Source organism: Mycolicibacter kumamotonensis (genome assembly GCF_002086285.1).
GTDB lineage: Bacteria > Actinomycetota > Actinomycetes > Mycobacteriales > Mycobacteriaceae > Mycobacterium > Mycobacterium kumamotonense.
In genome coordinates this window covers 36,512-57,475 of sequence record NZ_MVHU01000030.1, presented here as the reverse complement: position 1 = coordinate 57,475, position 20,964 = coordinate 36,512, and the positions used below count along the sequence as shown (strand labels likewise).

The window sequence follows — 20,964 nt, the reverse complement described above, 5'->3', positions numbered from 1 at the left end:
GCTGGTGCGGGTGGTGGTACCGGGGCGGCGGCTGGTGCCGGCGGTAGGGGTGGTAGTGCGGCGGGGTCGACTGCGGGCTCTGGTGGTGCCGGCGGTGCGGGTGGTTCTAGTGGTGTGGGGCAGGCGGCGTCGGGTGCTACTGGTGTGGACGGCGCCGTGGGCAACGGTGGCAATGGCGGTGTCGGTGGCAACGGGGAAGTCCTCGCGGATGGCACCGTGCAAGACGGTGGCCGCGGTGGTGACGGTGGTGATGCCGGCAACGCGACCGGCAACGGTGGCAACGGAGGCGCCGGCGGCCAGGGCGCAACCGGTCACAGCGGTGGCACCGATCTCAGCGGTAACGGCACCGCCGGTGGCACCGGCGGCGCCGGCGGCGCCGGAGGTAGCGGTGGTGCCGGTGGCACCGTCTCGGGTAACGGCGGCAACGGCGGCGCCGGCGGCGTAGGCGGCACCGGCGGTGCGGGCGGCCACGGCCTCGACGGCGACGACGGGATCGACGCCGTGGCCGGCAGCGGCGGCGACGGTGGTGCCGGGGTCGACGCCGGCAGCGGCGGTGACGGTGGCGCCGGTGGTGTCGGTGGCCAGGGTGGTGCCGGTGGCACCGCGACCGCGGGTAACGCGGGCATCCAGGGCGACGGCGGTGCCGGCGGTGTCGGTGGTGCGGCCGGCAACGGCGGCAACGGCGGTAACGGCGGAGACGGCGCGGGCGGCGGCAACAACGCCACTGCCGGTTCCGGCGGGCAAGGCGGCCACGGTGGCAACCGCGGTTCGGCAGGTGCCGGCGGTGCCGGTGGCTGGAACGCGGACAACACCACCCAAGCCGACAGCGGCGCGGCCGGTGCGGCCGCCGGCGGCGGCAACGGTGGCGCGGGCGGTAAGGGCGGCGACGGTGAACTGCTCGCCGGTGACGTCGCCCAGGCCGGCGGCACCGGTGGTAACGGTGGCGCGGCCGGTAACGACGGTGACGGTGGGGCCGGCGGCGCCGGCGGTAACGGCGCATCCGGAGCCGACGGGGTCACCGCCGGCATCGATGGCACCACCGGTGGGTCCGGTGCGGCCGGTGGCGACGGCGGCGCCGGTGGGGCCGGCGGCGCGAACTCCGGCAACGGCGGCGCCGGTGGTGCCGGCGGTCGTGGTGGCGCCGGCGGTAACGGTGGCGCAGCCGACGACGCGTACCTCTATGACGGCGCGGGCGGCAACGGCGGCGGCGCGGGCGCGGGTGGCGCGGGCGGTAACGGCGGCTCCGGTGGCATCGCGGCCGGCGGGACCGGTGGCGCCGGCGGCGCGGCAGGTGACGGCGGCAATGCCGGCACGGCTGCGGTCGGCGGCCAGGGCAGTGGTGGTGGCGGCGGCGCCAACGCCGGCAACGGCGGCAACGGTGGCGACGGCGCCGTCGGTGGCACTGCCGGCAAGGCAGGCGTCGGCGGCCTCGGTGTCGTGGGGGGCGCCGCGGGCGCCGAGGGTACGGCCGGCGACAACACCGACGGCGCCGACGGCGGTCGCGGTGGCGACGGCGTGGGCTTGATCGACGGCACCAACACCGGCCAGGGCGGTGGCGCCGGCGGCGCGGGCGGCAACGCCGGTGCGGTCGGCAACGGCGGCATGGGCGGCACCGGTGGCACCGGTGCGACCGTCGACGGCAGCACCGACATCGACGGCAACGGCACCGATGGCGCCACCGGTGGTGTCGGCGGTGACGGCGGCCAGGGCGGTGCCGGTGGCACCGTCTCCGGCAACGGCGGCGCGGGCGGCTTCGGCGGCATCGGCGGCCAGGGCGGTGCCGGTGGGGCCGGCGCGGACGCCACGGTCGCCGACACCGACGGCGGCAACGGCGGCAACGCCGGAGCAGGCGGAAACGGCGGTAACGGCGGCCAGGGCGGTACGGCGACCAACGGCGCCGGTGGCGCGGGCGGCACCTCCGGCTACGGCGGCAACGGCGGTGTCGCGGGCGTCGGCGGCAAGGGCCTCGGCGGCGGCGGCGGTGCGGTCGCCGGCAATGGCGGTAGCGGTGGTGGCGGCGCCGAAGGCGGCCTGGCGGGCACCGCGGGTACCGGCGGAACCGGCACCACCAACGGAGCCGCCGGCCAGTCCGGCCTGGACGGCATCGCCAGCGACGGCGGCGCCGGTGGCCAGGGCGGTGCCGGTGAGGGCCTGATCGACGGAACCAACACCGGCCAGGGCGGCGGTAACGGTGGCGCCGGCGGCAACGCGGCGGCGGTCGGAAACGGCGGCGCCGGCGGTGCCGGTGGCATCGGCGCGACCGTCGACGGCATCACCGGCGTGGACGGCCACGGCACCGAGGGCGCCGTCGGCGGCGTCGGCGGCGACGGTGGTACCGGTGGTCTCGGTGGCACCACCTCCGGCAACGGCGGTGCCGGCGGCAACGGTGGCGCCGGCGGTAAGGGTGGCGCCGGTGGCGCGGGCGCGGACGCGACGGTGGCCGATACCGCGGGCGGTAATGGCGGCAGCGCCGGCGCCGGTGGCGCGGGCGGTAACGGCGGCCAGGGCGGTGCGGCCAGCGCCGGTGTCGGTGGTGTCGGCGGCGACGCCGGCGATGGTGGTGCCGGTGGCGCGGCCGGTGTCGGCGGTACGGGCCTCGGCGGTGGTGGCGGCACCAACGCGGGCGCGGGCGGCGCGGGCGGCGATGGCGCCGACGGTGCCGCGGCCGGCGCCGCGGGCCTCGGAGGCACCGGCACCGACGGTGACGGCGCGGTAGGCAACGACGGCGCGGCCGGTCTGGGCAGCGATGGCGGGGCCGGTGGCAACGGCGGCATCGGCGAAGGCGTGATCGGCGGCACCGACATCGGCCAGGGCGGTGGCGCCGGTGGTCACGGCGGCAACGCGGCGACGGTCGGCAACGGTGGCGCCGGCGGAACCGGTGGGGCCGGCGCGGCCGGCATCGCCGGGATCACCGACCTCGACGGCAACGGCACCAACGGCACCCACGGCGGCGCCGGTGGCGTCGGCGGCGTGGGCGGCGCCGGCGGCACAGCCGCCGGCAATGGTGGCGCGGGCGGCCAGGGCGGTGCCGGTGGCGCCGGTGGAAACGCCGGCCACGGGGCCGACGGCATCAGCGGCAGCCCGGTCACTGTCGGCACCGGGGCGTCCGGCGCCGACGGAACCGACGGCGGCAACGGCGGCATCGGCGGTAACGGTGGGGTCGGCGGCGACGGTGGTGCCGGTGGCACCGCCGTCAACGGCAACGCCGGAGCGGCCGGCGCCGGTGGCGTCGGTGGTGACGCCGGCAACGCCGGCAACGCCGGGAACGGCGGTCGCGGCGCCGACGGCACCGGCGGCGGCAGCGGTGCCGTCGCGGGCTCGGGCGGCAACGGTGGCGCCGGTGGCGACCGCGGTGCGGCCGGTACGGCCGGCGCGGGCGGCTGGGACGCCGGCCACACCAGCCAGGCGGCTGGCGGCAACGCCGGCGCCGCGGCGATCGGCGGCAACGGCGGCGCCGGCGGCAAGGGCGGCACCGGTGTGCTGCTCGCGGACGGCACCGCGCAGGCCGGCGGCGCCGGCGGTCACGGTGGCGACGCCGGAACGATCGGTACCGGTGGTGCCGGCGGCAACGGTGGCGCCGGGGCGACCGGTGCGGTCGGATCGACGGCCACGGCCAACGGTGGAACCGGCGGCAACGGCGCTGCCGGTGGTCACGCCGGCAACGGCGGTGCCGGCGGCTCGATCTCCGGTAACGGTGGTCAGGGCGGTGTCGGTGGTGCCGGCGGCAACGGTGGCGCCGGTGGCGCCGGGGTGCAGGGCATCGCGGGCGCCGACGCCGTCGCAGGTAGCGGTGGTAACGGCTCGGACGGCACCGACGGCGGCAACGGCGGTAACGGTGGCGTCGGCGGCACGGGCGGCAACGGCGGGCACGGCGGTAGCGCGACCAACGGCGTCGCCGGTCTCAACGGCAGCGGCGGGATCGGTGGTAACGGCGGTGCGTCCGGTACTGCCGGCAACGGTGGCGATGGCGGTGCGGGCGCCGGTGGCGGCGCCAACGACACTGCCGGGCACGGCGGCAATGGCGGCGCCGGTGGTGACCGCGGTGTCGGCGGTGCCGCGGGCAAGGGCGGCTTGAACGGTGACGGCGTCACCTACCGTGCGGACGGCGCGATCGGTGCGGACGGCGGCGGCGGCAACGGCGGTAACGGTGGTGCCGGTGGCCACGGCGCACTGCTCGCCGACGGGACGACCGGCCAGGCCGGTGGCTACGGCGGTAACGGCGGTGCGGCCGGATCGATCGGCACCGGTGGCGCCGGTGGCGCCGGCGGTAACGGCGGCAACGGTGTGGTCGGCGGAACCGACCTCGACGGCAACGGAACCACCGGTGGCAACGGCGGCGTCGGCGGTGCCGGCGGTAACGGTGGCCAGGGCGGGACCACGTCGGGCGCCGGCGGCGTCGGCGGTGCCGGTGGCACGGGTGGCAGCGGCGGCAACGGTGGCGATGGCGTCCTGGGTGTGGCCGGCGGCACCGGTGGCAACGGTGGCCTGGGCGGCAACGCGGCCGCCGGTGGCGCCGGTGGCTTGGGCGGCGACGCCACCCACGGCGCCGGTGGTGTCGGTGGCGCCGGCGGTAACGCCGGTAACGCCGGTAACGGTGGCGTGGGCGGCGACGGCGGTGCTGGTGGCACCGGTGCCGCAGCGGGTACCGGCGGTAACGGTGGTGTCGGTGGTGACCGCAGCGTCGGCGGCGCCGGCGGTGCGGGCGGCACGGGCCAGGGTGGCGTTCAGGCCGCCGACGGTGCGATCGGCACCGACGGCGCGGGCGGCGACGGTGGCGCCGGCGGTAACGGTGGTGACGGCCAGCTCTTGCCGGATGGCTCCGCGCAGGACGGCGGCGCCGGCGGTAAGGGCGGCGCGGCCGGTGCGATCGGCACCGGCGGGGCCGGCGGTAACGGCGGCGCCGGCACGGCCGGTGTCGACGGCATCACCAACGGCGACGGTGACGGCACCAACGGCACCGCAGGCGGTAACGGCGGTAGCGGTGGCGCCGGTGGCGCCGGCGGAACCACGTCGGGCAACGGCGGCGCCGGCGGTCACGGCGGTGTCGGTGGGGCTGGTGGCCACGGCGGGGCCGGCCTCAACGCAACCGATGGCGCTGACGCGGCGGCCAACAGCGGCGGCAATGGTGGCGACGGTGGCGACGCCACCAGCACCAACGGCAGCGGTGGTGCCGGTGGCGCCGGTGGTAACGGCGGCGCCGGCGGTGAGGCCACCAACGGCAACACCGGGGCTGCCGGTGCCGGTGGCGAGGGCGGCGCCGGCGGTAACACCGGCGACGGCGCCAACGGCGGTAACGGCGGTGCGGGTGCCGGCGGCGGCGCCAACCAGGTGGCCGGCAACGGCGGCAACGGCGGCCACGGCGGTATCGCCGGTACGGCCGGCCAGGGTGGCGCCGGCGGCACCGGTGGTGACGGCACGGTGGCGGCCAACGGTGTGGACGGATCCGTGCTCGGCGGCAACGGCGGTAACGGCGGCGCCGGTGGTCACGGTCAGATCGTGGGCGGCGTGAGCCAGGCCGGCGGTAACGGCGGTTCGGGTGGCGCGGCCGGAACGGTCGGCCAGGGTGGCGCCGGCGGTGACGGTGGAGCCGGTGCTGCCGGCCTGGCCGGAACGACGGATGTCGACGGCAACGGCAGCGACGGTACGGCCGGCGCGGCCGGCGGCAACGGCGGCGTGGGCGGTGCCGGTGGCACCAACGGCGGTGACGGCGGCGCCGGCGGTAAGGGCGGCATCGGTGGTGCCGGCGGTGTCGGCGGCAATGCCGCGAACGGCACCGCGGGTACTAACGCCGCGGCCGGCAGCGGCGCCAACGGCGGCAACGGCGGTGACGCCTCCGGCGCGGCCGGCAACGGCGGTGCCGGTGGTGCCGGCGGCAACGGTGGCGTCGGCGGTGTGGCCAACGTCGGCAACAACGGTGCCGACGGCGAGGGCGGCGTCGGTGGCGACGGTGGCGCGGGCGGCAACGCCGGTGTCGGTGGCCGCGGTGGCGACGGCGCCGGTGGCGGAAGCAATGCGGTTGCGGGCAGCGGCGGTAACGGCGGCAACAGCAACAGCACCGCGGGTGCCGGCGGCGAGGCCGGGGCCGGTGGTCTCGCCGGCGACGGCATCACCGAGGCCGACAGCGGCGCCGCTGGTGCCGCGGGTGCGATCGCCGCCGGCGGCACCGGCGGTAACGGCGGCAACGGCGTGACGCTGGGCAACGGCCAGGCGCAGGCCGGCGGGCACGGCGGCACCGGCGGCAACGCCACCGGCGAGTTCGGTAACGGCGGTGCCGGTGGTAACGGCGGCAACGGCGCCAACGGCACCAACGGCACCAACGCCGTCAACGGCGCCGGCGCGGCCGGAGGTAACGGCGGCAACGGCGGTGCGGCCGGACAGCACGGCACCGGTGGCACCGGCGGTAATGCCGGCAACGGCGGCAACGCGGGCGCCAACACCTCGGTCGGCGCTAACGGAGCCGCGGGCGTCAACGCCCCGAAGGACCCCCAGGGCCAGGTCATGGCCGGTGGAACCGGCGGCAACGGCGCCAAGGGTGCCACCGGGTTCGCCGGTGGTGCGGGCGGTGTCGGCGGCGTGGGTGGTGCCGGCGGCACCATCTCCGGCGACGGCGGCCAGGGCGGCCTCGGCGGTGACGGCGGTATGGGCGGCAAGGGCGGCACCGGCGGTAACGGCGGCGTCGGCGGTACCGGTGGTGCCGGCGGCCTCGGCTTGCCCGGGCGCCAAGGCGGTACCGGCGGCGAAGGCGGCCAGGGCGGTGACGGTGGCGTCGGCGGTAACGCCGGGCAGGGCGGCGCCGGTGGTGTCGCGCTGGGTGACGGCAAGTCCGGTGCGCACGGCGCCGGTGGTGAAGCCGGCAAGGGCGGCCTGGGCGGTAACGCCGGGGTCGGCGGCGCCGGCGGCGCCGGTGGTGCCGGCTACAACGGCCTTGCCGGTCAGGGCACCGGTGGTGGTGGCGCCGGCGGTGCGGGCGGCAACGGCGGTGTCGGCGGTACCGGCGGCCAGGGCGGTCTCAACACCGACGGCACCCACGGCCAGGGCGGCTCCGGCGGTCAGGGTGGTGCCGGCGGTAAGGGCTCCAACGGTGCCTCCAAGCCCAGCAAGGCCGGCTTCGCCGGTCGGGGTGGCAACGGCGGCGACGGTGGGGCCGGTGGTGCCAACGGCGACGGCGTCCTCGGTTCGCCGGGTAAGGCCGGTGTCCCCGGTGGCAACTCCAGCGGTAGCACTGTGGGTACGGGCGGCGCCGGTGGCGCCGGCGGAACGGGCGCGCCCTAGGCCGTCGCCCGAACCCGACCGAGGCCCGGTCCGGCACCTGTCGGACCGGGCCGCCCCTTCTTACCCGAGGCCCCTTTTCCCGCGAGGCTCCCCTTTTCCCGCGAGGCTCCCCTTTTCCCGCGAGGCTCCCCTTTTCCCGCGAGCGTGCGTGTTTGCACACCGACACGCCGCAAATCGCGGCAGTCTGCGCACGCTCGCCACGAGGACCGTGGCCACGAGGGCCGTCGCGCAGTGGGGGGCGGTCAGTCGAGGGTCAGCACGACCTTGCCGGTCACCTCACCCGACGACAGCAGCCGGTGCGCCTCGCCCGCCTGCTCGACGGGCACCCGCGCGCCGATCACCGGTTTGATCCGACCGTCACCGAGCATCGGCCATACCTTCTCGGTCACCGCCGCGACGACGGCGCCCTTCCCATGCGGACCCTCGACCGGCCGGCCGCGCAACGCGGTGCCGATCACCGCGGCGCGTTTGCCGATCAGCTTGCCCAAGTTCAGCTCTCCCTTGACCCCGCCCTGCATCCCGATGACGATCAGGCGCCCGTCGTTGGCCAGCGCGTCGATATTGCGGTCCAGGTAGGCCGCCCCGATGATGTCCAGGATCACGTCGGCTCCGCCGGCCTCGAGGATCCGTGCCACGAAGTCCTCGTCGTGATAGTTGATGGTGACCTCGGCGCCCAGTTCGCGGCAGAACGCCAGCTTGGCCTCCGACCCGGCGGTGACGGCCACCCACGCCCCGAGCTGGCGGGCCACCTGGATGGCGTGGCTGCCCACACCGCTCGCGCCGCCGTGCACCAGCAACTGCTGGCCCTCGCCCAGTCCCGCCGTCTGCACCAGGTTCGACCACACCGTGCAGGCCACCTCCGGCAGGCCGGCGGCGTCCACCAGGTCCACGCCGTCGGGAATCGGCAGTACCTGCGGCGCCGGCACCGCCACGTACTCGGCGTAACCGCCGCCGGCCAGCAAGGCGCAAACCTGTTGTCCCACAGTCCAGTCCGATACCCCTTCGCCCACCGCGGCGATCACACCGGAGACCTCCAGCCCGATGGTCTCACTGGCCCCCGGGGGCGGCGGATACTTGCCCGCCGCTTGCAGCAGATCAGCCCGGTTCACCCCGGCCGCGGCGACCCGGATCAGTACCTCGCCGGCGGCAGGCCGCACGTCATCGACCTCTTGCCAGGACAACACCTCGGGGGATTCAGCGACGATGGCATACATGTCGGCCAGCGTACGATTCCCGCGGCGGCGTGGCAGAGTGGCCTGATGTACTGGCCGGTGAAACCAAGAGACGGCTAACACCGTCCGGGGGGGCGAACCACCCCGCCGCCGCTAATCTGCCCGCCGTCACTGTGAGCTGAGGATCAGGACCACGCTAGCCAACACGTTGTTCGCCGATGTCTCCGAATTCCAAGTCCCGGTTGATGATTCATACCCGTATCGGGTGCTGTCGATCCGAGTCTGCGACGGCACCTACCGTGACCACAACTTCGCGCGCAACTACGCCTGGATGCGCACAGCGCTCGACGACGGTCGGCTGACATTCGGGATCGTCTACACCTACGTGCGGCCGGCGACCTGGCAGTCCAATGCCGACACGGTGAAGGCCATGTTCGCCGCCAATGGCGGGCTGCATCCGCGAGTGGCACTGATGCTCGACGTCGAATCCGGCGGCAACCCGGGCGGTGACCAGTCCGACCCGATCAACCGGCTGTATTGGAATCTGGCCGAGTGGTGCGGTAGCCCGGCGCGGATCATCGGCTACGGCAACGTGGGCGACCTCAACCGGCTGTGGCCGACCAAGCCCGCCGGTATCCGCCTGATCGTGGCAAGCTACGGCGCCAACCCGCCGTATCCGGGCAAGGTGGCCCACCAGTACACCGACGGCCAAGGCTACGGTGGCGGGCTGCCGGAAGGCTGCCCGCCGTTCGGGCGTTGCGACATGAACTCCGCCGACGGACTGACGCCGCAGCAGTTCGCCAGCGCCTGTGGCATCGCACCTGATCGGGGTCGGCCCGCGCCGCCTGCCGACGATCCGCGGATCAACCTGTAGCAAACGGGCACCGCGCCCGGACAGCCCGGTGCAGACGGCGGCGAGGGCCAGCCCGGTTGACCCCGGTACGATTTCCCGCGGTGGCGTGGCAGAGCGGCCTAATGCACTCGCCTTGAAAGCGAGAGACGGCTAAAACCGTCCGGGGGTTCAAATCCCTCCGCCACCGCCGATGTGCGGAGTTCGGTGACAGGTCACCCCGGCCTGGGCGGCCGGCGCTCAGCCGATCAGATCCGGCTCCGGATCACCGTTGAGCTTGCGCCCTAACAGCACCGCCGACCAGCCGTTGTCGACCACCGCGTGGCGCACCGCCTCGACACCGTATTGGCGTAGTGCTGCCAGGAACCACTCCCAGCGCAGATCGGTCCCGGGCTGGCCGGGCTCGGGGTAGACGACCCACGCCCTTCGGCCGGCGCCGACTGCGCTGTAGGCCGCCCGGATCAAGGCCACGTCCACCCGGCGCGTCACAAACGCGATGACAACATCGACGTCGTACGGGTTGGCGCGACTGACGGCGAGCGGTCGCAGCTCCGATTCGGGCGGCGCATTGATCACCGCCACCTTCTGGTGGCGCCCGATCTGCAGAATCTGTTCCAGCTGCGCCAGCCCGGGCCCGCTGGCGGTCTCGTTATACAGGACAGTCGTCATCGGTTGCTGACCCAGCCTTCCTCGCACTCGGCGACTAGCCGCAACATTGCGGAGAACTCGTTCGTCTGATGTGAGACACGGTGGCTGTCAACGGTTTCGGTCGGCGTACCGGAGCCTGCCATGTCCAGCGAATGGTGCCTCGCGCCTTCCAAATGTGTGAAAAGCGTTCACTCAGATGACATTCAGCATGGAAGACGGCGCACGCACTGTCCAATACCTAGATCCACGCGGAGCTATTGGCAGAACCAATACTCCCAGCTAGCGCCGCTCGGCGACCATCGTGGTGAGCATCTCGGCGAAGGCGCACGCCGCTGCGGAGTGGTAGACCCCGGCGCGCTGCAGCACCTGCACGGTGCGGGTGGGCAGCGGCGGGTCCAGGGGGACCGGGTGCAGGTCGAGGCGTTCGCTGGTGATCGCATCCGGCAACACGGTGGCCACGGCGCCGCGTCCCACCAGTTCCAGCAATGCGCTGACCGAGTTCGCCTCGATCGCGATGTTCTGCGGCACTTGGTATGTGGCGAAGTAGGCGTCGACGTGCAGCCGGGTGGCGAAGTCCGAACTGAGCAGCCCGAGAGGCTCGCCGGCCAGTTCGGCGACTGGCACCCGCACGGCACCCGTCTCGAGCGGATGGCCCGAGCCCACCACCAGAACCAACGTCTCGTTGAACAGTGTCCGGGCCTCGATGCCGGCCGCGTGCTGGCCGGCGAAGCCGATCCCGAGGTCGAGTCGATCTGCCAGCAGGTCGGCCTCCATCCGGTCCTGGTTGGTCTCCAGAACCGTCACCCTGATGCCGGGATAGGCCTCCCGATAGCTGTAGATCAGCTGGCCGATCAGATACGCGGTGAAGGTGGGCGTCACCGCGATCCGCAGGTTGCCGCGCGACAGATCCCGCACGTCGTGCACGGCCCGCTCGGCGGCCGCTAGATCCCGCATCGCCAGCCGGGCATGGTAAACGTAGGCCGAGCCGGCGTCGGTGAGCCGGACGGTGCGGCCGGACCGGTCGAACAGCTGCACCCCGAGCGTGTGCTCGAGTTGCTTGATCTGTTGAGACAGCGTCGGCTGGGAGATGTGCAGCGCTTCGGCGGCCCGGGTGAAATTTTGATGGTCGGCGACCGCCAGCAGGTATTTGATGTGCCGCAGCTCCATCGATCGACTATAGGAATACGGTGTCGTCGGCGTTGCGATACCGGGCCGAACTGTTGCCGTCGACCCGGCGGGGTCGCGGCGCCCGGATCGGATGTCGGCGAACGCACTCCATGAGCGTCACCGGGCGCGCGGGATCTCCGCGGCGATGGTGTCCATCAGCGCGGTGTAACGCTTGGCCTCCGGGTCGCGGCCGGGCTTGCCGCTGGAGATCAGCCCGGCGGCCAGCCCGCGGGCCGGGTCCGCCCAGATGGCGACATTGACCAGGCCCAGGTGCCCGAACGCCGACGGCGCGGCGCGCCCGAACGGGCCGAACCGCTCCGAGCCGAGCATGTAGCCGGTGCCCCAGCGCAGCGGCACCAACCCGGTCGCCACATCCGGGCGTAGCCGCCGGCACTGGGCCGTCGCCGCGGTCATGGTCTCCGGCGAGACCACCCGCACTCCGTCGAGTTCACCCCCGCGGCGCCAGATCTCGGCGAACTTCGACAGCTCGAACGCCGTGGAGATGGTGTTCGACGACGGGATGACGCTGGTCAGATACAGCGGGGTGTTGGTGAACGGGATGATCTCGTGCATCGTCCCGCCGATGGCCCGCCGGAACACCGCGGCCACCGGCCCTGGAAGCGGGCGGCCGGTGGCGTGACTGGGCGCCACTAGCGGCACATCGGCTTCGGCGACACCGAAATTCGTCCAGCGGAAGCCCAGCGGATCCAGTATCTCCGTCGCCAGGATCTCGCGGATCTGCCGCCCGGTGGCCGCCGAGACGATCTCGCGCATCAGCGGGCCCCAGGTCAGCGCGTGGTACATGTGCGCCCAACCCGGGGGATAGATCGCCCGCAGGTTCGCCAGCTGCTGCCGGGTGTACTCGCTGTCATCGACGCGATGCACGTCCGGCCGCGGCCCGGTGGCGAACGGCACCCCGGCGCTGTGGGTCAGCACCTGGCGGATCGTGGTGCGGCCCTTGCCGTGTCGACCGTACCCGGGCAGATAGTCGGCCACCCGGTCGTCGAGCGAGAAGCAGCCCCGCTCGACGAGCATGTGTACCACGGTGGAGGTGATCGCCTTGGCGGCCGAGTACGCGCAGAACGGGGTGTCCACGCCCACCGGGACCTGCTCGGCGTCGGCGGGATCGGTGGGGGCATTACCCCAACCGTGCCCGATCGCGCGGTTGAGCACGACGCGGCCGTTGTGGCGCAGGCACAACTGGATCGCCGGGTGCATACCGGCGGCATACCAGTGCCGCGCCGCCTGCCAGATCCGTTCCACCGCAGCAGGATCGAGACCAGACGAATCCTCGTCACCGACAGTGGTCACCGCGTCCAGATCGGCCGGAACACGGATCCGCCCATCGGGTGTGGTCATCTCGGGGATCTCCGGTTTCACCGCTGCCGCCCTTCGCCCCGCCCGAAGTACAGTTCCTGGGTCGCAAAGCAGACCAGCTGGCCTGCCCGGTTGTACATCGTCGAACTGGTCAGACCGCGCCCGGCGACGCCGCTGGGCGTGAACTGGTCGGACAATACCCAATCCGACAGGTCGACGGGCCGCTGAAACCACAGCGCATGGTCGATCAGTGCGTTGAACACGCTGGTCTTGGTGGCGCGCCGCATGGCGACCGCCGTCTCGACCATGGTGGTGCCGGACAGGTAGATCACCAGGGCGCTGTGCAGCGCGGGGTCCGCCGGTATCTCCGCAACAGGCTTCCACCACAACCGGATCCGCGGTGACAGCTCGCCACGGTCCAGCGCCAGGCGTGGCGGCGGGTCGACGTAGCGCAGGTCGAACGGATGCGGCTGCACCCAGTAGCCGCCCAGTTCGTCGGCGTAGTCCGCGAGTTGCTGCTGTACCGGCGGCACGGAATCCGGATCGGGCACTTCAGGCAGCGGCTGCTGGTATTCGGGCGCGTCGACGTCGGCACTGAACGACGACAGCACTTCCAGCAGGATCTCGCCGTCCTGGCGGGCGGTGACCTGGCGGGTGGACAGCGTGCCCCCGTCGCGGGCCACGTCGACGTGCAGGTCGACCGGGCGGCGGGCGTCACCGGCGCGCAGGTAGTAGACGTGCAGGCTGTGCGGTGTGCGCCCCGGGGCGGTGCGGCTGGCCGCCATCAGTGCCTGCCCGGCGATGTGCCCGCCGACGATGTGGTGGCGCGGGTTGTCCAGTTGGGTGGCCACGAACTGGTGCTCACCGGTCTGTTCGACGTCGAGGGTGGAGACGATGTCGGCCAGCGCCGGTTGCGGGAAGGACACGCCGGTCACGCGTGCGCCCCGTACTCCAACAGGTACACCCCGGCGCCGATCAGCACGACGCCGCCGGCCATCACCGGTGTGAACGGGTCGGCGAACAGGAACCGGGCCAGCGCCGCGGTCAACGCCACCCCGACGCCGGACCAGACCCCGTAGGCCACGCCGACCGGGATCCCGCGCTTGAGCACCAGCGCCAGCAGCACGAACGACACCAGGTAGCCGACGGTCACCGGGATCGCCCACTGCCATCGGCTGAAACCCTCGGAGGCCCGCAACGACAGCGTCCCGGCGACTTCGAACCCGATCGCCCCGAACAGCAGAATCCAGGCCATCACTCGCCGGTGAACTCGGGCTTGCGTTTGCCCATGACGGCGCCGATCCCCTCCATCAGATCCTTGGATGCCAGGAACGCCGAGTTCCACGCCGCGACGTAGCGCAGGCTGGCCGCCACCCGGTCGGTGCGCTGCTCATCGAGCACATCCTTGACGCCGGCCACGGTCAGCGGCGGGTTGGCGGCGATCTCGGCAGCGGTGGCGTGCGCGGCGGCCAGGCAGGCGTCGGCGTCGGCAAAGACGTCGTTGACCAGGCCGATCTTCTCCGCCCGGGCGGCGTCGATGTCTTTGCCGGTCAGCGCCAGCTCGCGCAGATGCCCGTCGGACAAAATCAACGGAAGCCGGGCCAGGCTGCCGACGTCGGCGACGATCGCGAGTTTGACCTCGCGCACGCTGAACTTGGCATCGGCCGACGCGTAGCGGATGTCGACCGCGGAGATCAGGTCCACCCCGCCGCCGATGCACCAGCCCTGGACCGCCGCGATCGTCGGGGTGCGGCAGTCGGCGACCGCGGTGATCGCATCCTGCATGCCGCGCAGGTCGCGGTGGAAGTCCGCCCGCTGTCGGGCCAGCGCACCCTCGGCCAGCATCGGGGTCAGGGTGCCGCCCATCGCGGCCAGGTCCAGCCCGTAGCTGAAATTCTTGCCGGATCCGGTCAGCACGATCGCGCGCACGTCGCGGTCGGCGTCCAGCTCGGCGAAGACCCGCGGCAGCTCCGACCAGAACGCCGGGCCCATCGCATTGCCCTTGCCCGGACCGATCAGGGTCACCTGGGCGACGTGATCCTTGGTCTCGACGGTGACGGATTCATAGGACTCGGTCATACCCAGACCGTAGCGTGGGCACATGGCCTCCGATCTACGACCCGGTCCCGACGCGCCCCCCGCCGATGAGCTGGCCGGTGCCGAAGCCACCCTCGCGGTGCTGGCACAGGTGCTGCATCACATCAGCGGCGACGAGCTGTCCAAACAGACGCCGTGCTCGGAATTCGACGTCGCGCAGCTGACCGATCACCTGCTGAACTCCATCACCGTCCTCGGTGGCGCGGCCGGCGCACAGTTTCCGGCCCGCGACGCCACCGAGCCGCCCGAACGGCAGGTCCTCGCCGCGGCCCGGCCCGCCCTGGACGCCTGGCACGACCGCGGCCTGGACGGCACCGTCACGATCGGCCCCAATGAGCTACCGGCACGGATGGCGGCCGGAATCCTGTCGGTCGAATTCCTGGTGCACGCGTGGGACTATGCGACGGCGACGGGCCGCACGGTGGACGTGGCCGAACCGCTGGCCGAGTACGTGTTGGATCTGGCGCACGCGATCATCACCCCGGCGGGCCGGGTCCGAGCGGGGTTCGACGAGCCCGTCGAGGTCGCCGACTCCGCCCCGACCCTGCAGCGGCTGATCGCATTCACCGGCCGGTCATAGCCCCGCTACCTGCGCGTCAGCCCGATGTCGCCCGACCTGCCTACCGTTGGTAGGACATGGACGTTTCCGGATGGTTATGGGCATTGACGATCGTCGGCCTGGTGGGGCTCCTGGCGTTCGACTTCTTCGCGCATGTCCGCAGGGCGCATGTTCCGACATTGGCCGAGGCCGCGGCCTGGTCCGTCGGCTACATCGCGATCGCCGTGCTGTTCGGCCTCGGCATGTTCGTCTTCGGCGGAGCCGATGCGGGCTCGGAGTACTTCGCCGGGTACCTCACCGAGAAGGCGCTGTCGGTCGACAACCTGTTCGTCTTCCTGGTCATCATGGCCGGCTTCCGGGTGCCCCGCGTCGACCAGCAGAAGGTGCTGCTGTTCGGGATCGTGATGGCCCTGGCCGCGCGGACCGGCTTCATCCTGCTCGGCGCCGCGCTGATCCACCGGTTCTCCTGGGTTTTCTACTTTTTCGGCCTGCTCCTGCTGCTGGCGGCGGGCAACATGCTCAGGTCGGGTGGCACCGGGGTGTCTCCACGCCTCCCCGATGCCATCGTCGGATTGGTGCAGAAGGTGGTGCCCACCAGCGCGCGGTATGACGGCGACCGGTTGTTTACCCGGATCGGCGGGCGCTGGGTGATCACCCCGATGTTGTTGGTGATGCTGGCGATCGCCGGCACCGATGTGCTCTTCGCGCTGGACTCGATCCCGGCGATCTTCGGCCTGACCCAGAACACCTACATCGTGTTCACCGCGACGGCGTTTTCGCTGCTGGGTCTGCGCCAGCTCTACTTCCTGATCGATGGCCTGCTCGACCGGCTGGTGTACCTGTCCCATGGCCTGTCGGTGATCCTCGGCTTCATCGGCGTGAAGCTGATCATGCACGCGATGCACGAACAGGGCGCCGGCGGCATCGAGATCGGCACCGGGACGTCGCTGCTGGTGATCGTCGGCGTGCTCGCCGCCACGGTCATCGCCTCCCTGCGGCACCGCCGCCACGCACCCCGCAACGAGCCCGAGCGCGAGCTAGCGCTGCGGCGCTGACTACACCCGCTCGAGGTAGAAGTAGAAGTAGCGGCCGTTATCCAGTACGCCCGCCTTGCCGTTCATGATGCCCATCACGGTGTCGTCGTCGACGCGCTTGAAGTGGTCGTGGGTGGGCTGGCCGTCGTAGACCATGGTGGCCACCACCTCGCCGCGGAACTCCTCGTTCCACAGGCTGGCCTCGCCCTTGCCGAGTTGGACGTTGGAGAACTTGTTGCCGTCCTCGTCGAGGCAGACCAGCGGCTGCACGTCGGTGACCGAGCGGAACGTCTTACCGAACCAGCGCGCCTTTTCCAGCAGGCCGTTCATCTTGTGGCCGGTGACGAACTCCCCGCCACGCCACTCGCCGATCATCTGCTCGAGGGTGGCCGGCGGCAGCGTCGCCCAGAACTCGTCGAGTTCGGCGTCGGCGATGGTGTCGGTGCGCTGTTTGAACGCGGTGAACCTGGTGCGGGCCTGCTCGTCGCTCATCGTGCTCACCCGGCCTTCTTGACGGCCCGCTTCAGAGCGAACAGCAGCCCGTGCGCCAGCACCGCGGCCACCCCGGGCAGCGGGTTGTCGGCGCGGACGGTGTAGCTGATCTCGGTGCCCGAACCGGCCGGGCGAAGCACCACGTCGCCGACGTAGTTGCGGAACGGGATGCCCGACACCCCCCGGTAGCTCAGCCGCTGATCGGGCTCGAAGGCGATGACCTCCTCGACCATCGGCGCCATCCCGGGCACCGCCTGGATGCGGCGCTGCGCGCCCACGCCGTTGGGCTCGGGAGCGCCGGGCTTCACCAGGGTGATCTTCAGGCCGGGCGCCCACGAGGACATGCCCTCGTGGTCGGAGAGCACAGTCCACACCCGGGACGCGGGTGCTGCGACGGTGGCGGTAGCGGTGGCGTGCATAGAAGTCCTCCTCAGATCCAGCCCTGAGCGAACCGTAACAGCGCGTCGTTCTCCTCCGGCGCGCCGATGGTCACCCGGACCCCGTCGGAGCCGTAGGGGCGCACCACGATGCGGGCCTCGGCGGCGGCGGTCACGAACTCGGCGGTGCGCTGCGCCAGCGGCAGCCACACGAAGTTGGCCTGCGACTCCGGCAGCTCGAACCCGGCGTCCCGCAGCGCCGCGGAGACCCGGGTCCGCTCGGCGACCACCGCGTCGGTGCGGGCCAGCAGTTCGTCGGCGGCATCCATCGAGGCGATCCCGGCGATCTGCGCCACGGTGGACACCGTGAACGGCACGTAGACCTTGCCCAGGGCGGTGATGATCTCCGCATCCCCGACCGCATAGCCCAGCCGCAGCCCGGCCAGCCCGTAGGCCTTCGAAAACGTCCGTAGCACAACCACATTCGGATATTCGCGAACCAACCCCAGGCTGTCGGGCGCCATGCCGTCCCGGGTGTACTCCACATAGGCCTCGTCGATGGCGACCAGGATGTGCGGCGGCACCGCGGCCACGAACCGGGCCAGCGCCTCGGGGTCGACGACGGTGGAGGTCGGATTGTTCGGGTTGCAGACGAAGATCAGCCGGGTGCGCTCGGTGATGGCGTCGAGCATCGCGTCCAGGTCGTAGGTGTGCTCGCGCAGCGGCACCTGCACCGGCACGGCACCGGCGGTGCGGACCTGCAGCGGATAGATCTCGAAGCTGCGCCAGCCGAACACCACCTCCTCGCCCGCACCGGCGCTGATCTGGATCAGCTGCTGGCACAGGCTCACCGATCCGGCGCCCGCGGCGACGTTCTCCGGGGCGAACCCGACATGTTCGGCCAGCCGGGCCCTCAGCGCGGCGTAGCCGTTGTCCGGGTAACGGTTGGTCCCGGCCAGCGCGGCTTCGACGGCCTTGACCACGCTGGGCAGCGGTGGCTGCACCGTCTCGTTGCTGGCCAGCTTGATCGATCCCGGCACCGTCTTACCCTCGACGTAGGCGGGCAGTGCAGCGATCTCAGGGCGCAGACGGGCGGTCACGGACCACAGCATATGTGCGCCGCCGGCCCGCTTGAACCCGCGGTTTCGAAGCCGGGGCATCGATCCGGTACCCTCAACGAGTTCGAGGAGGCGTGCCAGAGCGGCCGAATGGGACTCACTGCTAATGAGTTGTCCTCTTACCGGGGACCGGAGGTTCAAATCCTCTCGCCTCCGCCACGGTCGAGCTTGCTCGTCCGACAACTGAAGACCGGCGCCCGTAGCTCAACGGATAGAGCATCTGACTACGGATCAGAAGGTTGGGGGTTCGAATCCCTTCGGGCGCACTTGCAGCACAGGTCAGAGCGGTGTTTAGCCCCGCTCACTAACCCTGAACCGCCTCGCTCGAACGGTTATCGAACGAAAACGGATCGAAGCGCTCCAACGCCGCGCTGTGGTCAGCCACTTCGATGGCGCGGCGGATGTAATGCCGCCGTGTCACATCAGGGGAGGCGTGCCCCAGCTGTGCCGCCGCCGCGTCAGCCCCGTACTCCGCCTCTACCGCCGTGGCGGCGGTCTTGCGGAAGGAGCGCGGGACGACCCAGTCGTAGTCTGCACCCCTGATCTCGCGCCAGGTGCGGTTCACGTTGTTGTTCCATCGCGGCGTGCCCGCCCGTGACGGGAAGACCCACGGGAAGGGGAGTCCCCGCGCCCGCATACGCAGCAGGGCTTCCCGCCCGTACGAGGGGAGTTGCAGGGTCCTGTAGCCGTGCTCTGACTTGGGGAAGAGCTCGTACTTGCCGTGTGAGACCTTCCCCGCGATAGTCACGGCGGCGGGGCGGGTCTCGTCGTCCAGGTACGCCACATCCTCCCAGCGCAGCCCGAGCACCTCGCCTGTGCGCTCGCCCGTCGCCATCAGCAGGGCGATGATCTCCAAGATGTCGCTACCGCGAGGGGGTCCACCCTTCCCTGGCGGGCGCTGCGTGTACTCCACGGTTCGACGGGCGAGCTCCATGATGTCGTCCACGTCGAGCACGCGGCGGTCGGGCCGTGACGGGGGAGGCGGTTCGGTGTCCCGTACGGGGTTGTGCGTGAGCGCCCCCATTCGTACGCCCCACGTACAGGCTTGCATGAGCACGGTCCTGATGTGGTGGCGGTTCGACGTGGTCTTCGACAGGTACGCCTGGGCGCGCTGCGTGGAGAGCTCCCGCAGGCGTACCGCGCCCATGCCAGGGATGACGAACCGCTCGGCGGTGTCAATGTACGAGTCGACCGTCCCGTCAGCCAGGGAGCCTGCGCGGACCTCGGTCACGCTGCGGCGTTTCGGCTCCAGCGTGGCGAGCCATTGCCGTACCAGGGCTTCCACCGTGGAGTCGGGCGTGAGGGTGTCGGATTCGGTGCGGGCAGCGCGGTCTCGGAGGCGCTCGCGCAGGGCCGCCTTCGCCTTCGCGGCCGTAGCGCCGCGCGCGCCCACCTTGCGGGTCTTGCCGTCAGAGTCGCGGTAGCGGGTCGCCGCTTCGTACACGCCCTCCTTCCCTTTCACGGGGTACACGGCGATGTCGCCGTGCGTGCCAATCTCCAGTGTCGGTCGTCCAGCCATGCGCTACGTCTCCCAAGTCCAGGGCGGGGTGGAACGGCGGCGGAACGTCGCCCGCTCGTAAGCGTCCAGGGTCTCGTCGTTCAGAGCCTGCTCGCCTCGCAGCCAGCGGTACAGCGACGCGGCGGGACGTGACGGGGTACCCGTGAGGGCGATAACCGCGTCGGGGTACTCGGGCAGCGGGGTGAGCAGCGCGAGCGGTGACACCCCGAGGCACACCGCCAGGGCGGTGAGTTGGTCCACGCTCACGGCGCGGCGTCCCCTCTCTATGTCGGTGATCCCGCTGGACGACATACGCAGCCCCGTCGCGCCCACCTCAGCGGCGAGGGTGCGCGTTGTATGGCGGGTATCGGCGCGGAGCCGCGCCAGATTCACGCCCACCACCGCCGAGGTGTCGCGGGGCGGGGTATCGGCGGTCATGCTCTGAAGGTAGCACGTGCCCGTTCTGTATCACGGAGCAACTCCTGTGTCACACGTGATATGCTCTGGCAAACAGACCAAGGAGAACGAACACATGCCCAACCCGCCCCAGCGGCGGACGCCCACCCCAGAGGAGGCAGTCCACCGCGTACGTACCCTTCCCGCCATTGATCTGACCGATCTCGCCGCGTTGCTCGGCGTGAGCCTGTCCACGGTTAACCGCCAGGCGCGGGACGAGGCTCTCCCCGTTCCCTGTTTTCGTATCGGGCAGCGCTGGTGTGTGCCCTCCGCGCCCGTGGCGGCGCTGCTCCACCTCGGGGACTTGGCGGCGGTGTAACCCGCTCCCCGTTCCCCCTGTACCCGCCCTCCGCGCCGAGGGCGGGTTCTTCTTTGCCCACGGCGGGAGGGGAGGGGGCGTAGATACTCCCAGGTCAGGGGGTTTTGGAACCCGCGCCCCGCGCCGTGGAGCGTGTACACAGGGCGCGGGGGCGAGCATGGAGCGGGTCTTGGCGGGCTACGCGGCCCAGGCGGAGTTGTCCACGCCGTCGGCGGGGCACCACAGCTCGCCCAGCGCCTTGAGGTACTGCTCGCGGTACTCGGCGCGGTACTCGGGCGTGTGCAGCATCTGCGCGCCTACGAGCCACGCGGCGGCGATGCCCAGCAGGGTCGGGGTCACGCGGAGCTCCTCGGCGTCGAAGTACGCGAGGTCCAGGCGGAGGGCGTCGCGCCCGTCGAATCCAGGCACCACCGCCATCCAGTCGGTGTTGTCGGCGTCGGGCAGGGCGGCGTTGTCGTCGGTAGCGGCGGTCAGGTATTCGCGGAGGGCGTCTTCGGTACCCGCAGCGGCGTAGCGGAGGAGGGCGGTCAGGTCGGTGTTGAAGATCTCGTTGTTCATGCTTAAAGTGTATCTTGAAACCTAACCCAA

Annotated in this window: 17 protein-coding genes and 3 tRNA genes; 7 read left to right on the top strand and 13 right to left on the bottom strand. The window is 72.0% G+C overall.

The genetic code is table 11. The features are described 5' to 3' along the window. Positions 1-144 precede the first annotated feature (144 nt). Entirely contained in the window at positions 145-7,272 is a 7,128-nt protein-coding gene (locus BST28_RS25140) for a PE family protein (RefSeq protein WP_165758097.1), read from the top strand. A gap of 242 nt (positions 7,273-7,514) precedes the next feature. Here the strand turns inward: BST28_RS25140 and BST28_RS17705 are convergent, their stop codons facing one another. Continuing rightward, positions 7,515-8,486, bottom strand: coding sequence for an NAD(P)H-quinone oxidoreductase (locus BST28_RS17705; RefSeq protein ID WP_083082155.1), 972 nt, complete (start codon positions 8,484-8,486; stop codon positions 7,515-7,517). A gap of 166 nt (positions 8,487-8,652) precedes the next feature. On the opposite strand from BST28_RS17705, the gene BST28_RS17700 reads away from it, so the two are divergent. Further along, complete coding sequence (locus tag BST28_RS17700) at positions 8,653-9,318, top strand: hypothetical protein (RefSeq protein WP_019735454.1); 666 nt, start codon at positions 8,653-8,655, stop codon at positions 9,316-9,318. A gap of 79 nt (positions 9,319-9,397) precedes the next feature. Beyond that, positions 9,398-9,484: transfer RNA gene (locus tag BST28_RS17695), tRNA-Ser, on the top strand. Positions 9,485-9,534: 50 nt separating this feature from the next. Here BST28_RS17695 and BST28_RS17690 read toward each other — a convergent pair. The 6 genes from BST28_RS17690 to BST28_RS17665 all read right to left on the bottom strand — a co-directional run bounded on the left by BST28_RS17690 (position 9,535) and on the right by BST28_RS17665 (position 14,505). Further along, a complete protein-coding gene (locus BST28_RS17690) occupies positions 9,535-9,963 on the bottom strand; it encodes a hypothetical protein (protein ID WP_019735455.1) in 429 nt (142 codons plus the stop codon). A 258-nt stretch (positions 9,964-10,221) separates the two neighbouring features. Then, entirely contained in the window at positions 10,222-11,109 is an 888-nt protein-coding gene (gene cynR, locus BST28_RS17685; RefSeq protein WP_019735456.1) for a transcriptional regulator CynR, read from the bottom strand. Between the two features lie 117 nt (positions 11,110-11,226). After that, on the bottom strand, positions 11,227-12,468 hold the full coding sequence (lipE, locus tag BST28_RS17680) for a lipase LipE (RefSeq protein ID WP_083082161.1): 1,242 nt from the start codon (positions 12,466-12,468) through the stop codon (positions 11,227-11,229). Positions 12,469-12,485: 17 nt separating this feature from the next. After that, positions 12,486-13,352: an acyl-CoA thioesterase gene (locus BST28_RS17675; RefSeq protein ID WP_029249232.1), complete on the bottom strand. Its 867-nt coding sequence runs from the start codon at positions 13,350-13,352 to the stop codon at positions 12,486-12,488. A gap of 5 nt (positions 13,353-13,357) precedes the next feature. Beyond that, the gene (locus BST28_RS17670; RefSeq protein ID WP_029249233.1) at positions 13,358-13,681 is read right to left on the bottom strand and encodes a DMT family transporter; all 324 of its coding nucleotides are present in this window, start codon (positions 13,679-13,681) and stop codon (positions 13,358-13,360) included. Beyond that, a complete protein-coding gene (locus BST28_RS17665; protein WP_083082153.1) occupies positions 13,681-14,505 on the bottom strand; it encodes a crotonase/enoyl-CoA hydratase family protein in 825 nt (274 codons plus the stop codon). Before BST28_RS17665 ends, BST28_RS17670 begins: the two co-directional genes overlap by 1 nt. Before the next feature lie 22 nt (positions 14,506-14,527). On the opposite strand from BST28_RS17665, the gene BST28_RS17660 reads away from it, so the two are divergent. After that, positions 14,528-15,103 carry a TIGR03086 family metal-binding protein gene (locus BST28_RS17660; protein WP_083082151.1) on the top strand — a complete coding sequence of 192 codons (576 nt, stop codon included), beginning with the start codon at positions 14,528-14,530 and terminating at the stop codon, positions 15,101-15,103. 56 nt (positions 15,104-15,159) lie between these two features. Continuing rightward, entirely contained in the window at positions 15,160-16,137 is a 978-nt protein-coding gene (locus BST28_RS17655) for a TerC/Alx family metal homeostasis membrane protein (protein ID WP_083082149.1), read from the top strand. Here the strand turns inward: BST28_RS17655 and BST28_RS17650 are convergent, their stop codons facing one another. The 3 genes from BST28_RS17650 to hisC are packed head-to-tail and all read right to left on the bottom strand — an operon-like array spanning position 16,138 to position 18,085. Beyond that, a complete protein-coding gene (locus BST28_RS17650; RefSeq protein ID WP_083082159.1) occupies positions 16,138-16,608 on the bottom strand; it encodes a DUF4334 domain-containing protein in 471 nt (156 codons plus the stop codon). A 5-nt stretch (positions 16,609-16,613) separates the two neighbouring features. Continuing rightward, complete coding sequence (locus BST28_RS17645; protein WP_019737283.1) at positions 16,614-17,027, bottom strand: SRPBCC family protein; 414 nt, start codon at positions 17,025-17,027, stop codon at positions 16,614-16,616. An 11-nt stretch (positions 17,028-17,038) separates the two neighbouring features. Next, positions 17,039-18,085: a histidinol-phosphate transaminase gene (gene hisC, locus BST28_RS17640; RefSeq protein WP_083082157.1), complete on the bottom strand. Its 1,047-nt coding sequence runs from the start codon at positions 18,083-18,085 to the stop codon at positions 17,039-17,041. A gap of 86 nt (positions 18,086-18,171) precedes the next feature. Here hisC and BST28_RS17635 point away from each other — a divergent pair. Together BST28_RS17635 and BST28_RS17630 are read left to right on the top strand one after the other, a co-directional pair. Then, positions 18,172-18,262 (top strand) — tRNA-Ser (locus BST28_RS17635). Positions 18,263-18,296: 34 nt separating this feature from the next. Beyond that, a tRNA-Arg gene (locus tag BST28_RS17630) sits at positions 18,297-18,369 on the top strand. A gap of 38 nt (positions 18,370-18,407) precedes the next feature. Here BST28_RS17630 and BST28_RS17625 read toward each other — a convergent pair. The 3 genes from BST28_RS17625 to BST28_RS17610 form a co-directional block, all read right to left on the bottom strand. Further along, positions 18,408-19,622 carry a tyrosine-type recombinase/integrase gene (locus BST28_RS17625; RefSeq protein WP_083082147.1) on the bottom strand — a complete coding sequence of 405 codons (1,215 nt, stop codon included), beginning with the start codon at positions 19,620-19,622 and terminating at the stop codon, positions 18,408-18,410. A gap of 3 nt (positions 19,623-19,625) precedes the next feature. Further along, positions 19,626-20,039 carry a helix-turn-helix domain-containing protein gene (locus BST28_RS17620; protein WP_083082146.1) on the bottom strand — a complete coding sequence of 138 codons (414 nt, stop codon included), beginning with the start codon at positions 20,037-20,039 and terminating at the stop codon, positions 19,626-19,628. A gap of 514 nt (positions 20,040-20,553) precedes the next feature. After that, positions 20,554-20,934 (bottom strand): hypothetical protein, encoded by a 381-nt coding sequence (locus BST28_RS17610; protein WP_083082144.1) that lies wholly within the window; start codon positions 20,932-20,934, stop codon positions 20,554-20,556. Positions 20,935-20,964: the final 30 nt, after the last annotated feature.

Coding starts and splice junctions, on each gene's coding strand:
- BST28_RS17625 (WP_083082147.1), bottom strand. CDS start 19,622: ATGGCTGGACGACCGACACTGGAGATTGGCACGCACGGCGACATCGCC.
- lipE (WP_083082161.1), bottom strand. CDS start 12,468: ATGACCACACCCGATGGGCGGATCCGTGTTCCGGCCGATCTGGACGCG.
- BST28_RS17645 (WP_019737283.1), bottom strand. CDS start 17,027: ATGCACGCCACCGCTACCGCCACCGTCGCAGCACCCGCGTCCCGGGTG.
- BST28_RS17650 (WP_083082159.1), bottom strand. CDS start 16,608: ATGAGCGACGAGCAGGCCCGCACCAGGTTCACCGCGTTCAAACAGCGC.
- cynR (WP_019735456.1), bottom strand. CDS start 11,109: ATGGAGCTGCGGCACATCAAATACCTGCTGGCGGTCGCCGACCATCAA.
- BST28_RS17690 (WP_019735455.1), bottom strand. CDS start 9,963: ATGACGACTGTCCTGTATAACGAGACCGCCAGCGGGCCCGGGCTGGCG.
- BST28_RS17705 (WP_083082155.1), bottom strand. CDS start 8,486: ATGTATGCCATCGTCGCTGAATCCCCCGAGGTGTTGTCCTGGCAAGAG.
- BST28_RS17660 (WP_083082151.1), top strand. CDS start 14,528: ATGGCCTCCGATCTACGACCCGGTCCCGACGCGCCCCCCGCCGATGAG.
- BST28_RS17610 (WP_083082144.1), bottom strand. CDS start 20,934: ATGAACAACGAGATCTTCAACACCGACCTGACCGCCCTCCTCCGCTAC.
- BST28_RS17670 (WP_029249233.1), bottom strand. CDS start 13,681: ATGGCCTGGATTCTGCTGTTCGGGGCGATCGGGTTCGAAGTCGCCGGG.
- BST28_RS17655 (WP_083082149.1), top strand. CDS start 15,160: ATGGACGTTTCCGGATGGTTATGGGCATTGACGATCGTCGGCCTGGTG.
- BST28_RS17620 (WP_083082146.1), bottom strand. CDS start 20,039: ATGACCGCCGATACCCCGCCCCGCGACACCTCGGCGGTGGTGGGCGTG.
- BST28_RS17665 (WP_083082153.1), bottom strand. CDS start 14,505: ATGACCGAGTCCTATGAATCCGTCACCGTCGAGACCAAGGATCACGTC.